The sequence below is a fragment of the Sporosarcina sp. FSL W7-1283 genome (genome assembly GCF_038003105.1).
In the GTDB taxonomy this organism is placed as follows: Bacteria; Bacillota; Bacilli; order Bacillales_A; family Planococcaceae; genus Sporosarcina; species Sporosarcina newyorkensis.
This window is the reverse complement of sequence record NZ_JBBOOL010000001.1, coordinates 2327782-2341501: the sequence shown is the minus strand read 5'-3', so window position 1 is coordinate 2341501 and position 13720 is coordinate 2327782. Positions and strand designations below refer to the sequence as shown.

Below are 13720 nucleotides of genomic sequence, written 5' to 3'. Positions count from 1 at the left end.
TAATTTAAGAATAAATTATCAATAGATATATAAATCAAGGAGGAAATTTATTTGACATTATCAAAAACAATAAAGAAGAGAGATAGCTCAGTTGTTGAGTTTAAACTAGAAAAGATCACTAGAGCTATCAGTAGAGCAGGGAAAGAAACAGAAGAGTTTGGTGATAAAGAAGCTGTGGCGCTCGCACAAGACGTACTAGAACTCTTGGATAAAGAAGAGGATAGCAAAAAGGATTTGACGGTTGAGTGTATTCAAGATTCGGTAGAACTAGCGCTTCTTAATTCTCGATATAAAACAACAGCCAAGGCGTATATTCTTTACCGCGAAAAACGTAACCAAGAACGTAAACCAGATATTTTTAAACACCGTTTAAATTTAAAGCCTTATGAATATCCTCATTTAGATAAATATAAAGAAGCAATCCAACACTCTTACTGGTTGCACACAGAATTCAATTTCACAAGCGACATCCACGATTATATGTCTGCAATTAGTGAAAAAGAGCGACATGCTATCAAAAACGCTATGTTAGCTATTGCACAAGTGGAAGTGGCTGTAAAAAAGTTCTGGGGAGACTTAGGCAATCGTATGCCGAAGCCTGAAATCGAAGCAGTAGGTGCAACGTTTAGTGCGAACGAAGTTATTCATCACGATGCGTATGCTCATTTACTTGATATCTTAGGATTAAATGAAGAGTTTGAACGTATTCAAGAAATTCCTGCATTAGCCAAGCGCGTTAATAGTCTAACTCAAGCGGTAAAACACTCTAAAACTGAGAGTAATAAAGATTTTACATTGTCGCTAATCTTGTTTTCTCTATTCATTGAGCACGTCTCCCTTTTCTCACAGTTTCTGATTATCATGTCGTTCAACAAGTATAGAAATGTATTTAAAGGCATGTCAAACGTGATTGAGGCTACTTCTAAAGAAGAGCAGATTCATGGACTCTTTGGAATTGAGTTAGTGAATATTATCCGTGAGGAGCATCCTGAGTGGTTCGATGAAGAGATGAGCAACAAAGTCTATGAAGCTTGTAAGAATACTTTTGAGTCTGAAATGGAAGTTATTGATTGGATTTATGAAGAAGGGGATCTGGATTTCTTACCTAAAAAGGTTGTCAAAGAATTTATTAAAAATCGCATGAATAAATCATTGAGAGATACAGGATTTAATGAGATGTTTGAAGTAGATGAAGACTTACTAGAACAAACTGATTGGTTCGACACAGAGCTTCTTGCCACAAAACATGTAGACTTTTTTGTTAAACGTAGTGTCAACTATACGAAGCGTAGTCGTGCAATCTCAGCTGACGACTTGTTCTAATTTCAAGTGGAAATAATAGAGTGATTTATCACAATAAAAAAGAAATGGGAGACGATAAATACATGAAATGGCTAAATGAAAATAGTAGAAACTTTTTAAATGGAGGCTATCTAAAAGAAGGAGATACACCAGAACAACGAATTAAAGATATTGCAGATACAGCAGAATCTATCCTAGGAATTAGAGGGTTTGCAGATAAATTTTATAAGTATATGGAGAAGGGATATTACTCTCTTTCTTCGCCTGTTTGGTCTAACTTTGGTACAGATAGAGGACTCAGCATTTCCTGCTTTGGAAGCAATATAGACGATAATATGGGAAACATTCTCTATACACAAGGAGAAGTAGGTATGATGTCTAAATATGGAGGTGGTACTTCTGGACACTTTTCAAATGTAAGACATCGAGGAGCGTCAATTAAAAATAATGGAGAATCTTCAGGTGCTGTGCATTTTATGCAACTATTTGAATCTATAATTGATACAGTCTCACAAGGAAGTACGCGAAGAGGGGCATTTTCACCGTACCTTCCAGTAGAACATCCTGATATTGAAGAGTTCTTGAAAATTGGAACAGAGGGAAATCCAATTCAAAAGTTAACTCACGGAGTTACTGTTACAGATAAATGGATGAAGGAAATGGTTGATGGAGATGAAGAGAAAAGATCCATTTGGGCTAAGGTAATTCAAAGTCGAGTTGAAATGGGTTATCCTTACATTTTCTTTACTGATACGGTGAACAATAATACTGTTGATGCATATAAGGATAAAGGAATGAAAATTAATCACTCAAATTTATGCAGTGAAATAGCATTGCCAAATAATAATGAGTGGTCATTTGTGTGCTGTCTGTCATCTATGAATGCATTGTATTATGACGAATGGAAAGATACAGATGCTGTAGAGACAATGACATACTTTCTAGACGCTGTAATCTCAGAATTTGTTAAAGACTTAGAATCTATGCGTGACTCAGGAGAATATGAAAAAGAGCAAGCTTTTTACTTCATGAAACGTGCTTATCAATTTGCTAAAGACCATCGTGCATTAGGACTTGGAGTTTTAGGATACCATTCTTATCTACAATCTAAAATGATCCCCTTTGAAAGCGTAGAGGCATCTCAGTTAAATATTCGTATTTTCCGAGACTTGCAAAAGAAGTCATTGAAAGCATCCAAAGAATTAGCAGAGATGTTTGGCGAGCCTGAAGTACTAAAAGGTTATGGAAGACGTAACACAACTACACTTGCGGTAGCACCAACAACATCTTCAGCCTTTATTCTTGGACAAGTCAGCCAATCTATTGAGCCTATCTGGAGTAACACTTACGTGAAGGACGTTGCCAAAGCTAAAGTAACAATTCGTAATCCGCAATTAAAAGAAGTTTTAAAGAAATATAATAAAGACACACGAGATACATGGAATAGTATCCGAGACTATGACGGATCTGTGCAACATCTAGATTTCTTATCTGAGCACGAAAAAGAAGTATTTAAAACGTTCAGTGAAATTGATCAATACGTTATTTTGGATCAAGCGGCTATGCGTCAACAATTTATTGATCAAAGCCAATCATTAAATCTTATGATTAATCCAAACGTATCGGCAAAAGAAATTAATGATTTATACCTATTCGCTTGGAGAAATGGAATTAAGAGTTTATATTATCAACATGGAACAAATGCTGCACAGCAATTCAGCAAGGATAAGATGTGCATGATGTGTGAAGCATAATCGCACAGCTAAACTAAAGTAAAATTAAATGATAAAAAGACTAAAAGGAGATTAATCATCATATGACACAATTCACATTAATCCAAGAAAATGACAAAGTATTAGACCGCTCTAACTCAAAAGTAGGTACCGTTACAAGTATTGATCACTCATTTAATAAAGCAGTTGTTAAATTAGATGGCATCGGTACTAATGAGATTATGGTATCTAAGCTATTCGATTTAGTAAAGGTAACAGAAGAACAAGGTACCGCTGACCCTGATAAGTGGTGGTCTTGGGTTCGTGCATTCCAATTAGCCTTCAATCATCCAGCGCCAGAGAACCCTACTATGTTGTCTAAGGAGCGAATTGAGACACGCAACAGCTGGATGGAAGAGGAGTGTGATGAGCTATTCGAAGCTGAAACACTGGAAGATCAAGTAGATGCCGCTATTGATAAATTGTATTTCGCATTAGGAGATTTGGTCGAGCTAGGCGTGAAGCCAGACAAGCTATTAGAGATTGTGCAGAAAGCTAATATGGGCAAGCTTCACAATATTGACGGTAAACTTACTCCTGTTTATAAAGAGGATGGGAAAGTTAAGAAGCCTGATGATTGGGAGGAGAAGTGTGCTCCTGAATCAAAATTAAAAGAAGAAATTGAGCGTCAACTAAATAATAAATAACAGCCATAGAGGGAGGGAGCGATCCCTTTCTCTTTTTCTATATAAACTTGCATTAGGAGTTGAACTTATGAAATCACAAGAAGAAATCATGGAACTATATGAGCAATATGAACACCTAATTTTCCAAACTATCAATAGGAATTATATGAAGCCTAAATTCCTAGACATGCATTCTATTACAGTGGATGACTTAACTCAATTCGGTCGACTGGGATTGTATAAAGCATGTGAAGAATATGATGAAACTAAAAATCCTTCACTTAGAAACTTTGCTATTACCAATATTAAATGGGCTATCCAAGTAGAAACTAAGCGTAATACATTAGGATGCGATCAAAAGTATCTACTTAATCTAATCGATCGCACAAGTTTAGATAGAGAGATAACTTATTCAGTTGGTATTGATGATGAACCATCAACACTATATGATTTTGTAGAAGTATTTGAAGAGGGGTATAGTGAGTCAGAAGTTGAAATGCTATGGAGTAAGATTAAGAAAATTATTCCTGAAAATACAGCTAGCTATATTGAATTGAGAATGAGCGGATATAACAACATTGAAATTGCAAAAATGTATGGAGTATCACGCCAAGCAGTAGAGAGGGCGATAGAAAGAGTCGAAGATAAGGTTGCTGCAATCATGCAAGAGCAACTAGCTTGATTTAATGCTAGATTCAATGTAAAGTAAAGTTAAATAATAAAATGATGAAAGAGGGTTTTTGTTTGAATAAGGCAGACAAATATTTCTTGGAGAACTTAAGTAAAATTAAACATGAAGGTGTATCGGATGTTAATGGGAATGTACGTCCCAAATATAAGGATGGACAACCTGCACATACCAAGTATATCACGTTTGTACATGAAGAGTATGATTTATCTAAGGGAGAATTCCCTATTCCTACGCTTAGACCAGTAGCAGTAAAGTCAGCAATTGGTGAGATGTTAGCTTTCTATCAGGATCAAACAAATAGTTTAGAAGTTATGGAGGACAAGTATAACCTCGGATGGTGGCGTGACTGGGAAGTAGGAGAAACTAACACAATCGGAGGGCGTTATGGACATACAGTTAAACGTTATGACTTGTTGAACAAGCTACTAGATAAGCTTGAAAACGATATGTTTAGTAGACGTAAGATCATGAATCTATACCAAGAGCAAGAGTTTGAGGATGAAAAAGAAGGGTTAATTCCATGCTTCTATGCTACTAATTGGGAGGTTAGAGAGGTGTATGATGGTGAAATTTATCTAGACTTGCATCTCACAAGTCGTAGTTCGGACTATGGTGTAGCGGGGACGATAAATCGTTTGCAATATGTTGCATTACAGATGATGATTGCGAATCATTTTGGCTTTAGGCTTGGAAAGTTTAGTGTCTTTACATCTAATATGCATTACTATTTACGACATGAAGAACAGGTAGATGAATTGCTAAATCGTACACCTTCTACTAAGCAACCGTACTTGAAGCTTAACGTCCCTGTTGGTACTAATTTTTATGATGTGAAATTAGAAGACTTTGAGCTAGTAGACTTTGAATGTGAGTACTCACAATTAAAATTTGAGCTTGGAATTTAAGGAGGAAGATGAACGAGTGAGATCATATAAATGTAACGACTGCAACCACCAAACTTTCCACTATGAAAAATGGGACTCCTATTTCTGTGCTCTATGCAACTCATGGAGTGAAGATAAGTGTGATTGGAATGAATGTGCCTATTGTATAAATAGACCTGATGAACCCTTTAATAAAGAAGCTCATGATGTACTAATACGGACGTACAAGGAATTAAGCTTTGGTGGTGTAATAGATTTAATGGATTTCTATTTCAATGAAATGTAGAGGTGAATGATTTTGTCAGAATATAAATTCAAGGGTCATGACTGGTCGGAACTCGCTCAGAAATGGGGAGTTGAAGTAATCGCCAAACCACCTAAATGGGCTAAGCAATTAAATAACGAAGACGATAGTTGGAATCTTCCTGAGGAGATAGAAGTAACACATCTTATCAACGGCATGAGAGTTAAATTCAATATCGATGATGAAGAAGAAGTATTAGCAGAAAAGGTTAAACAATATATTCGGTTTAATATTGATTATTCTAAAGCAGAATTTAAAGATAGACAAATGAGAGCAGATATGAATAATTTTCTTAAAGCTCTAATTGAGCAATCTAAAGAATTGGATTACAACTATCCTGTATACGAAGGAATATTATCTGTAGAGTGTGATTATACATTTGCTAATTGGTTTTGTGAGAACTTGGAGCGTATGTGGACTTAAAGAAAGTTATAAAAACTACATTTTATAGGATAAATAAAAAGGAGTGAAATTGATGAATTATACATTTGAAAAGAATAAATTATATGCCTATCTAGGAAAGCATCTAGTAAATTTCATGAAACAGTATAACGCCTATGTTGCAGGAGGAACCGTCACATCGCTATTTAGCAGTAGAGAAATTAATGATGTTGATGTGTATTTTCCTAATGAGAAGAAGGCAATTGGATTTCTATCGCATCTAATCGAAGATGGTGCATGGGTTGTATCACATACCAAGAAAGCTACTCAACTAATGTATGATGAGAAGAATGTTCAAGTTATCCATTTTGATTATTTTGAGACAGTGGAAGACTTATTCAATACGTTTGACTATACGGTCTGTATGGGTGCATTTGATTTCAATAAAGAGGAATACATCCTGCATGACGACTTCCTGAAACATAATTCACAACGTATTCTCAAATACAATCCTAAGACTGCTTATCCTATTGTCTCCATGTTAAGAATTCAGAAGTATGAAGATAAAGGTTATAAGGTGTCTAAACCTGAGTTTGTCCGTGTCGTGCTATCTTGTATGAATTTGGAGATTAACTCTTATGAGGAATTGAAGGATCATATGGGAGGAATGTATGGAGAAAACTTTGATAAGCTGTTTAAAGATGTAGAAGATGAAGACTTTGACCTTGGAACAGCTATTAATAAACTGGCAGATTTGGCTCTCAGTGAAGACTACTTTAAAATGCCTGAATCAAAAGAATATGAAATAGAAGAGATTATTAAAAACATCTCCAAGGAACCAATAACCTTCATTGAGACTAACAATAAGAAGTTGATCATTAACTACTTTGGAGAACTCGAAGAGGTCGATGAGGAGCCAGAGAATCATATCAAGGTTGATGCAGAAGAATACTTTAGCAATAACAAATTATACAAATATGTCAAAAAACACGATGGCAAATATACGAGCTTCTACGACAATTCATTTGAATATAAATTATGTAATCAAATTGCAGCAAGTAGTGAAGGCAGAAATGATGGACGTTTGTACTTTGTTGAGAAAAATGGTTTAGCAGTAGCGACTTATAACGAGCGAAGTGATAAAGCAGTGCTAGAAGTGCTGATAAACCCAGACGATATTATATTTGTTAGAAACGAAAAAATTGCAGTTAAGAAGTGTTATGTAGTTAGAGAAGTGCCTGAAGACGAGTGGAAGCAATGGACTCAGAAGGCTGAAAACAAGAAAGAGGATCAAAGTGATGTTCCATTTTGATGTAGCTGTCGATAAATAATAATAATAAACAATATAAGGAGGAATTAAGAGTGGGAGTAGACGCAAGTTATTTGTATGGGTATGGAGCAGATGTCAGTGAAATTGAGTGGGATTTAGCATATTTAGAAGAGAAATATAAAGACAAGTTAGATGAGCGTGTAAATGAGCATTATAGTTGGACACCTACATGGAAAGAGTTTGTTGGGAGAATGAAAGAAGCTGTAGATGATGAAGATTACAGCCTGATAACTGAACATCTAGAAAGTATAGATCATTTGATTAATCTAGATTATGGCTATGACGGAGATCATTATTTAACCTTTAATCACAAGCACATTGCTAAACTGTACCCTGACACCAAATTAAAAGATTTGGATGTGGTTGCAAAGTTATATGCTAAAGAGTTAGGAATAAAAAATATTGAAGATATAGAATGGATGGAAATGGGTTATTTTAGCTAAGCCATTCTGATTCAAATATGTATTTTATAAGGAGATGTATTGATGACAACAGTTATTGTACATGTAAGTGAAAACGGATCATATATTCTAAGTGATGGAAGAGTGTCAAGAAGAGGAGGTCATTTCGACTCTGGCATACCTAAATTTATCAAGTTTAATGGAGAAGAAGTATTTTACGCATGTGTATCAGGAAGCGCTAAAGGATTTAATCTTATTAACCATAAAATAAAAGAGTTAGAACAAGGGTGTAGACTTGATTTAGGATATTTAAATTTTGAGCTTTTACCAAGGATTCTGAAACTATTTAAAGAGCAAGAGTTGGAGCATGACGACTGTTACTTGCTATTTGTCGGCACTCAAGGTATTTTTCACACCTCCTCTTTGTTGGGCTCTTTGACGCATATCAATAATGAGTATTTTTGCACTGGCAGTGGATCAGAGCTGGCTTTAGGAGCAATTGAGGTTCTATTAAATGATTCTTCAATGACAATAAAAGGTAAAATGTTGGAAGCGATGAAGGTTGCCACAAAATTTGATGAAAGTACTGGAATGCCATATTATTTTCTAAATGTAAAAAGAGAGATTACTGAAAAAATCTTAAGCTTATAAAAATATCTTTCGTTAGGATGCGATCAGAGTGTTTAACCTATTTAAGAAAAATCAAAAACGTTCATGGGGGAGCTATGAGAATGAACAAAAACAAGAAGTAATCGATGGAAAACTTGTTTTGACTATAAGCCAGTATACTATGGTCGAAGACTTAAATGAATCTGTTGCAAAGTTTATGAGAAACACAGGAATGGATAAAAAATACAAAGTAGTCATTTCTGAAATAGAAAACAATATAGAGTTAGAATTATGAATATAAAGGTTAAATGGTACTTCGATATTATAAGTGACATAGGCAATGATGTTACAGTAGCAATAGGTGTTAGCATTGGAAAATCTAAACCAACTTTAGGTCATATAATGGCAGGTAAGTATTGGGATGTTATGAGAAGCCTTGAAGATTTAGGATAAGATTAGAAAATATATTTGGCTGAAAGAAAGGCGAAAGTATGAAAAAATATCCTGTAGTTAGCAAGAAAGGCAATGAGTATTTAGTTTTAATCAGACCGTACAAGAGTTTCGGATATTATGTACATCTAAGGAGAAGATGGGTTGGTAAAATATTTTTAACAGTCCATGCTCATTATGTTGGATTCCCTGATAGTTTTATAAAAGCGGTAAATAATGCTATCTACTCTTACGAAGAGAGTTCACGATTTGAGTTTGAAGAGTGGGACGGTAAAATCGAATAATATCCACCTTTTATAGGGAGTTGAAGAAAGGAAGTGATATTAATGAAGTGTTATGAACATGATGAAAACGGTAAACTGATTGCACGTGTTAACATTCTACATGAAAAAGAAATAGTGTTAAATCCTTTACCACCTGAAGAGGTTATCAAGATAATTAAGCTTGCTGTTGACATAGATAAGAAAGATAGTAGATAGAAAGACTCTGCAAGTCGTATAAGATATCATACATTATCATTAAAAGGAACTTTTTAATGATAAATAAAATTAAATAGAGAGATGAGTTGTTAGTATGGAGCGTAAAAAATATTATTCTCTGCCTGAACGACCTGATCAACCAGAAAAGAAACTGTATAAAACTAACAGAGAATCTCTAACCAATCAAACAGTAGATTACAACAAAGAAACAGTAAAACATTTACAGCAGTCCACCGAAGGTTTACCGTGCATTCTAACAGATATTAAGGAACTAGAAGATAAGATCCTCATTTTAATCGACCATGACGAGATGATTGAGTCTTACACTCTCTATTTTACTGATGATAACTGTTTGCTAGTTGAATATAAGTATACCAGTAGATCAATGGGTGTAAATGTAGTTAAGACGAAGATTATGGATAGTATAGAAGATATTTATGAACACTATGGAGACGAATTAGTTAATTGGGGAATTATTACTCGGCAGACAGCTAATCGTTTACAGGAAGAGTTACAACAAAAAGAAAATTTGATAATAAATAAAAAGCAAGATGAATTGGACTACGTACAATATTTAAGACTAAAGAAGAAGTTTGAAAAGGGGTGAATATTTTTGAGCGATATTTATTTTACAAGTGACTTACATCTTTGTCATAAGAATATCTTAGAGTTTGAGGAGCGTCCGTTTAAGAAAGTAGAAGAGATGAACAGCGAACTTATTAAAGTTTGGAATAAGACAGTAAAAAAGAAGGATAAAATCTTTCACCTCGGAGACTTCTGCTTTGGCAGCTATGAGAAGTGGGTTGAAATAATCAAACAGTTAAACGGTGAGAAGCACTTTATAAAAGGAAATCATGACAGCTTAGAGACACTGAAGAAGTTAAAGAAGAATGGACATATTGAAGAGTATTACCCAGTCGGATATTACATGAAAACTCATAAGCAAGTCATGCATTTAACTCATTATCCAATGGAGTTGGGGAATCGAGCAAGGCTTTGGAGTCTGTCTGGACACATCCATTCTGCACCCAACAAAATGAAGAATCAGATCAATGTAGGAGTAGATTCTCCTTTAAATTTTGGACGTGAATTTGGACAGCCAATTCATTTAGATGAGTTATTAAATTATATGGATCACGTTTTACCTGAAATTGAACAAGTGTTCCTAAAAGAAAGAGGTTTTGATTGAATAAATGAGTATTAATATAATTTGTTGTTTGAGTAACAATAACGCCATTGGTTATAGGAAAGAACTTCTATTTGAAATAAAAGAAGATCTTAAACGTTTTCAGCATCTCACTAAGAATCAAATTGTTGTAATGGGACGATCCACTTTTGAATCTATCATAGAACGCAACAACAAGCCTTTAGGAAATGGAAGGACAAATGTTGTGTTATCGCGAGATGAAAATTATACATCTAAATATGGCGAGTATGTATTCAATTCCGTAGATAAGATACTGAAGCATTGCAAGACTATGGGGGAGTGCGACAAGAGTGTATGGATATTAGGTGGTCAATCTGTTTTTGAAGCTTTCTTACCTCATGCAGACAATGTGTATCTTACTCACGTAAATAAATATGTTTTTGATTTTGATGCGGAATATCCAATGGGATTGCAAGAGAATTTAGGATTCATTAAGACAGAAGAAGAAGAATATCATAGTGATAAATACAATTGCTCCTATAAATTCACTCGATATGATAAACCACCCGTAGCCGAAGAAATAGGTGAGGAAAATGATGGTGGAAAATAAGCAAGCAAACCTTTTTGACGAGCTTCTGTATTTGATTCACGGAAATAGCATCCCAGAAAACATCGAAAAAAAGGTTTGTGATGACGGTTCTGTATTATATAAAGTTGGTCAACCTAATTTAAAAAGATTAGCCAAGATAGCGTTAGCTCAAATGAGTTAGCGTTTTCTTTTGTTTCATTTAAGATGCAAGATAAGGAACATTCCATACATAGGGTGAACTTCATGACGTCCACATTTCATTTCATTGACAATTTGCTCATGAATGGTTTTCAAATGAGGCAAAGTTCGACGATTCAGCATCGTCTCGGCGGATACCATGACACCCATTTCCGATAAAGCTTTACTGTTTTCAATCATGCGTGCAAACTGGGCCGCGCGTCGGTCACGGGGCGGTTGTCGTTCCATTCTGGCAAAGCCGCCATCAATGAAATCATCGACTGTACCCCAGTTATGCGAAATATGTAACACGTCCAAATAAGGAGCAATCAGTTCATAGCGATCAAATGGCATCGTTAAATTCGAATTCACTTGCGTCTTAATTTGGCGTGAATGTGCATATTGCAATAGAGGTAGGACGTATTGCTCGACAGATTTCTTCGAAAACATCGGCTCACCGCCAGTTAAACTGATTGTCCGCAAATGGGGAATTTCATCCAGTTTCTGAAGTAGTAATTCAATCGGCAACGCGTCCGGATCTTTCGGTTGAAGCATATAACCGACTGCACAATGCTCACAGCGCATATTACATAGATATGTCGTAGTAAATTCAATACTGGACAGCACTTGTTTTCCATGTGTGTCCACGTCATTATAGGCTTCCCAAGCATCTGATAAATGGGGAGTGGATAGTACCATTATTCAAACTCCTAACTTGTTAGTTCTGTTGCAGAACATATTCGGTAATCTCTTTTGCATACTTATTCATGGAAGAAGGAGAGACGTCAAAATGTTCTGCGATGTCCTTCCATGTCATCGTGAGTGGCTCAAACAACTCGTTTTCTTGTCCGTAACGGATGGCACCTGCTGCAATCGCCACTTCTTTCCGTGCATTCGGCTGCTGTTCTACTAAAAAGTCTTCAATGAGTTCAAGCAATGCATCAGATTGTCGTTCACTCATCTCTAAGAACTCCGCAGCCGCTTGCAGAACGCCAGACTCGAATTCAGTGAACTCGTCTCCTGCATAACCGTTTTCTCCAAGCTTCACCCAAAACGACATTGTATGTTCTTTTACCTGATCAATCGAATTCGCAAATTGTTTGATAGCTTCCGAATGATCGGTAGGGAAGAAAATCAAACTGGATACAGCTAAATAATTACCCTCTTCTGTTCCGTCTGGCAGCAAGAAACAATAAAAATGAACGCCAGCTGGAACCGGTTTTTCGCTTTCTTTCCACAACTGAATCGTTTCATCACCGATGATGCTTGCGGCGGTCATATACGTCTCATCTACAGCTGTCACTTTGCCGATGAAAACGCGTGGATGCGCCCATTGATCCAGCAAACCTAAAATTGAAGGCCGTACTTGTTTCTTCTTTTGCTTTTCAATATAACTTTCCCATATATCCGAACGTTGATGGAAGAAAAATTCATCCAACGCAATCGCTTCAATCATTTCTTCAGGTAAATATTCACGCAAAGAGGATTTCCAGGAATCCGCGAAGTCAATGAACTCTGATACATCCTTACGTTCAGGATACGTATCATAGAACGTCTGCAATAAGCGTTCCATTTCTTCGGTTTGTACTTCTTCAACAGATACCGCCTGCTTTGATTCGCAACACTTTTTATATTTCTTTCCACTGCCACAAGGGCATGGTTCGTTTCGTCCTACCATACATACACTTCCTTTGATAAATTAACACATAGTCTAGTGTACCAAACGATAGATGAGATGGCATTGGATTTGTATGGCGAGGATTAAAATGAATAACTCTGAATATACAAACAGTCGGCGAAATGATACGCTACTGAATAGTAAAAGAGTAAGGCAACAGGGGGAGGGAATAGAGTGACATATCTGTCTACTGGCGAACTAGCAAAGCGTCTGGAAGTATCGGTCCGAACATTACGTTACTATGATCAAATTGGCTTGGTTCAACCTACTGAAAGAGGCAACGGAGGTAAGCGTTTATATACTGAGGACGATATTTTTACGTTAGAGAAGATCCTCATACTGAAGGACCTATCATTATCTCTCGAAGACAGTAAGCAAATTATTCAGGAGCAATCGATGGCGTCAATCTTATCGGCACACAGATCATCTTTAACTGAACAAGTAGAAACATTGGATGAGTCAATACGGCATACTACCTCGCTCATTCATGTGCTAGAGCTCGAGGGGGAAATAAAATGGCAAGACTTATTAACTTTAGTAGTGGACCGCAAGAAAGAAAAGAATTGGGCTTTCTATTTTACTGATGAAGAGCAACAACTGCTTGAAATGCAGCTGCCTTCTTTAGAGAGCCAAGACATTTCCACGAAAAAATGGATGAATTTGATTAAACGGATCGAGCTATGTATTAAGAATGGCGCTTCTCCAAAGTCGGAAGAAGCGCAAATTATTATGGATGATATGAATATTCTTTCCGATGAGACGTTTAATGGTGACCAGGAGCTCATGGATAAGTTTTGGGAAGTGAGAAAATCTGGAGAAGCTTCTGCTGAACTTCGACTGTACCCAATTCGGCAAGAAATCATTGATTTCATTGAGCAAGCGTTATCAGTCTAACTCAAT

The 13720-nt window shown here is 36.1% G+C and carries 19 protein-coding genes and 1 pseudogene; 18 read left to right on the top strand and 2 right to left on the bottom strand.

Features of this window, described 5'->3' with window-relative positions:
* Positions 1–51 precede the first annotated feature (51 nt).
* The 17 genes from MKY93_RS11565 to MKY93_RS11485 all read left to right on the top strand — a co-directional run bounded on the left by MKY93_RS11565 (position 52) and on the right by MKY93_RS11485 (position 11146).
* Positions 52–1323 carry a ribonucleotide-diphosphate reductase subunit beta gene (locus tag MKY93_RS11565; protein WP_340759142.1) on the top strand — a complete coding sequence of 424 codons (1272 nt, stop codon included), beginning with the start codon at positions 52–54 and terminating at the stop codon, positions 1321–1323.
* Positions 1324–1367: 44 nt separating this feature from the next.
* Complete coding sequence (locus MKY93_RS11560; RefSeq protein ID WP_340759141.1) at positions 1368–3056, top strand: ribonucleoside-diphosphate reductase subunit alpha; 1689 nt, start codon at positions 1368–1370, stop codon at positions 3054–3056.
* A gap of 62 nt (positions 3057–3118) precedes the next feature.
* Entirely contained in the window at positions 3119–3721 is a 603-nt protein-coding gene (locus MKY93_RS11555; RefSeq protein WP_340759140.1) for a hypothetical protein, read from the top strand.
* Positions 3722–3788: 67 nt separating this feature from the next.
* On the top strand, positions 3789–4382 hold the full coding sequence (locus tag MKY93_RS11550) for a sigma-70 family RNA polymerase sigma factor (protein WP_340759139.1): 594 nt from the start codon (positions 3789–3791) through the stop codon (positions 4380–4382).
* A gap of 62 nt (positions 4383–4444) precedes the next feature.
* Positions 4445–5296, top strand: a complete 852-nt coding sequence (locus tag MKY93_RS11545; protein WP_340759138.1) for a thymidylate synthase — start codon at positions 4445–4447, stop codon at positions 5294–5296.
* A 277-nt stretch (positions 5297–5573) separates the two neighbouring features.
* Complete coding sequence (locus tag MKY93_RS11540; protein ID WP_340759137.1) at positions 5574–6002, top strand: hypothetical protein; 429 nt, start codon at positions 5574–5576, stop codon at positions 6000–6002.
* A gap of 52 nt (positions 6003–6054) precedes the next feature.
* The gene (locus MKY93_RS11535) at positions 6055–7272 is read left to right on the top strand and encodes a hypothetical protein (RefSeq protein WP_340759136.1); all 1218 of its coding nucleotides are present in this window, start codon (positions 6055–6057) and stop codon (positions 7270–7272) included.
* A 50-nt stretch (positions 7273–7322) separates the two neighbouring features.
* A complete protein-coding gene (locus MKY93_RS11530; RefSeq protein ID WP_340759135.1) occupies positions 7323–7733 on the top strand; it encodes a hypothetical protein in 411 nt (136 codons plus the stop codon).
* A 42-nt stretch (positions 7734–7775) separates the two neighbouring features.
* A complete protein-coding gene (locus MKY93_RS11525; RefSeq protein ID WP_340759134.1) occupies positions 7776–8342 on the top strand; it encodes a hypothetical protein in 567 nt (188 codons plus the stop codon).
* Positions 8343–8370: 28 nt separating this feature from the next.
* Positions 8371–8595 carry a hypothetical protein gene (locus MKY93_RS11520; RefSeq protein ID WP_340759133.1) on the top strand — a complete coding sequence of 75 codons (225 nt, stop codon included), beginning with the start codon at positions 8371–8373 and terminating at the stop codon, positions 8593–8595.
* Positions 8592–8753, top strand: coding sequence for a hypothetical protein (locus tag MKY93_RS11515; protein ID WP_340759132.1), 162 nt, complete (start codon positions 8592–8594; stop codon positions 8751–8753). The genes MKY93_RS11520 and MKY93_RS11515 overlap by 4 nt, the downstream gene beginning before the upstream one ends.
* Positions 8754–8791: 38 nt before the next feature.
* On the top strand, positions 8792–9034 hold the full coding sequence (locus tag MKY93_RS11510; RefSeq protein WP_340759131.1) for a hypothetical protein: 243 nt from the start codon (positions 8792–8794) through the stop codon (positions 9032–9034).
* 42 nt (positions 9035–9076) lie between these two features.
* Positions 9077–9229, top strand: a complete 153-nt coding sequence (locus MKY93_RS11505; protein ID WP_340759130.1) for a hypothetical protein — start codon at positions 9077–9079, stop codon at positions 9227–9229.
* Positions 9230–9323: 94 nt separating this feature from the next.
* Positions 9324–9836, top strand: coding sequence for a hypothetical protein (locus tag MKY93_RS11500; protein ID WP_340759129.1), 513 nt, complete (start codon positions 9324–9326; stop codon positions 9834–9836).
* A gap of 6 nt (positions 9837–9842) precedes the next feature.
* A complete protein-coding gene (locus tag MKY93_RS11495) occupies positions 9843–10418 on the top strand; it encodes a metallophosphoesterase (protein WP_340759128.1) in 576 nt (191 codons plus the stop codon).
* A gap of 4 nt (positions 10419–10422) precedes the next feature.
* Positions 10423–10986 (top strand): dihydrofolate reductase, encoded by a 564-nt coding sequence (locus MKY93_RS11490; RefSeq protein ID WP_340759127.1) that lies wholly within the window; start codon positions 10423–10425, stop codon positions 10984–10986.
* The gene (locus MKY93_RS11485) at positions 10973–11146 is read left to right on the top strand and encodes a hypothetical protein (protein WP_340759126.1); all 174 of its coding nucleotides are present in this window, start codon (positions 10973–10975) and stop codon (positions 11144–11146) included. The genes MKY93_RS11490 and MKY93_RS11485 overlap by 14 nt, the downstream gene beginning before the upstream one ends.
* Positions 11147–11190: 44 nt before the next feature.
* On the opposite strand, the pseudogene yfkAB reads toward MKY93_RS11485, so the two are convergent.
* Positions 11191–11841: pseudogene (gene yfkAB / locus MKY93_RS11480) on the bottom strand (radical SAM/CxCxxxxC motif protein YfkAB); the annotation flags it as partial.
* 19 nt (positions 11842–11860) lie between these two features.
* Positions 11861–12820, bottom strand: a complete 960-nt coding sequence (locus MKY93_RS11475) for an SEC-C metal-binding domain-containing protein (protein ID WP_340759125.1) — start codon at positions 12818–12820, stop codon at positions 11861–11863.
* A gap of 174 nt (positions 12821–12994) precedes the next feature.
* Here MKY93_RS11475 and MKY93_RS11470 point away from each other — a divergent pair, with 174 nt between their 5' ends.
* On the top strand, positions 12995–13714 hold the full coding sequence (locus tag MKY93_RS11470) for a MerR family transcriptional regulator (RefSeq protein WP_340759124.1): 720 nt from the start codon (positions 12995–12997) through the stop codon (positions 13712–13714).
* Positions 13715–13720: the final 6 nt, after the last annotated feature.

Excerpts from the sequence above, each read along its gene's own strand:
- MKY93_RS11500 (WP_340759129.1), top strand. The coding sequence starts at position 9,324 with ATGGAGCGTAAAAAATATTATTCTCTGCCTGAACGACCTGATCAACCA.
- MKY93_RS11555 (WP_340759140.1), top strand. The coding sequence starts at position 3,119 with ATGACACAATTCACATTAATCCAAGAAAATGACAAAGTATTAGACCGC.
- MKY93_RS11515 (WP_340759132.1), top strand. The coding sequence starts at position 8,592 with ATGAATATAAAGGTTAAATGGTACTTCGATATTATAAGTGACATAGGC.
- MKY93_RS11560 (WP_340759141.1), top strand. The coding sequence starts at position 1,368 with ATGGGAGACGATAAATACATGAAATGGCTAAATGAAAATAGTAGAAAC.
- MKY93_RS11510 (WP_340759131.1), top strand. The coding sequence starts at position 8,792 with ATGAAAAAATATCCTGTAGTTAGCAAGAAAGGCAATGAGTATTTAGTT.
- MKY93_RS11535 (WP_340759136.1), top strand. The coding sequence starts at position 6,055 with ATGAATTATACATTTGAAAAGAATAAATTATATGCCTATCTAGGAAAG.
- MKY93_RS11475 (WP_340759125.1), bottom strand. The coding sequence starts at position 12,820 with ATGGTAGGACGAAACGAACCATGCCCTTGTGGCAGTGGAAAGAAATAT.
- MKY93_RS11490 (WP_340759127.1), top strand. The coding sequence starts at position 10,423 with ATGAGTATTAATATAATTTGTTGTTTGAGTAACAATAACGCCATTGGT.
- MKY93_RS11485 (WP_340759126.1), top strand. The coding sequence starts at position 10,973 with ATGGTGGAAAATAAGCAAGCAAACCTTTTTGACGAGCTTCTGTATTTG.
- MKY93_RS11550 (WP_340759139.1), top strand. The coding sequence starts at position 3,789 with ATGAAATCACAAGAAGAAATCATGGAACTATATGAGCAATATGAACAC.
- MKY93_RS11525 (WP_340759134.1), top strand. The coding sequence starts at position 7,776 with ATGACAACAGTTATTGTACATGTAAGTGAAAACGGATCATATATTCTA.
- MKY93_RS11505 (WP_340759130.1), top strand. The coding sequence starts at position 9,077 with ATGAAGTGTTATGAACATGATGAAAACGGTAAACTGATTGCACGTGTT.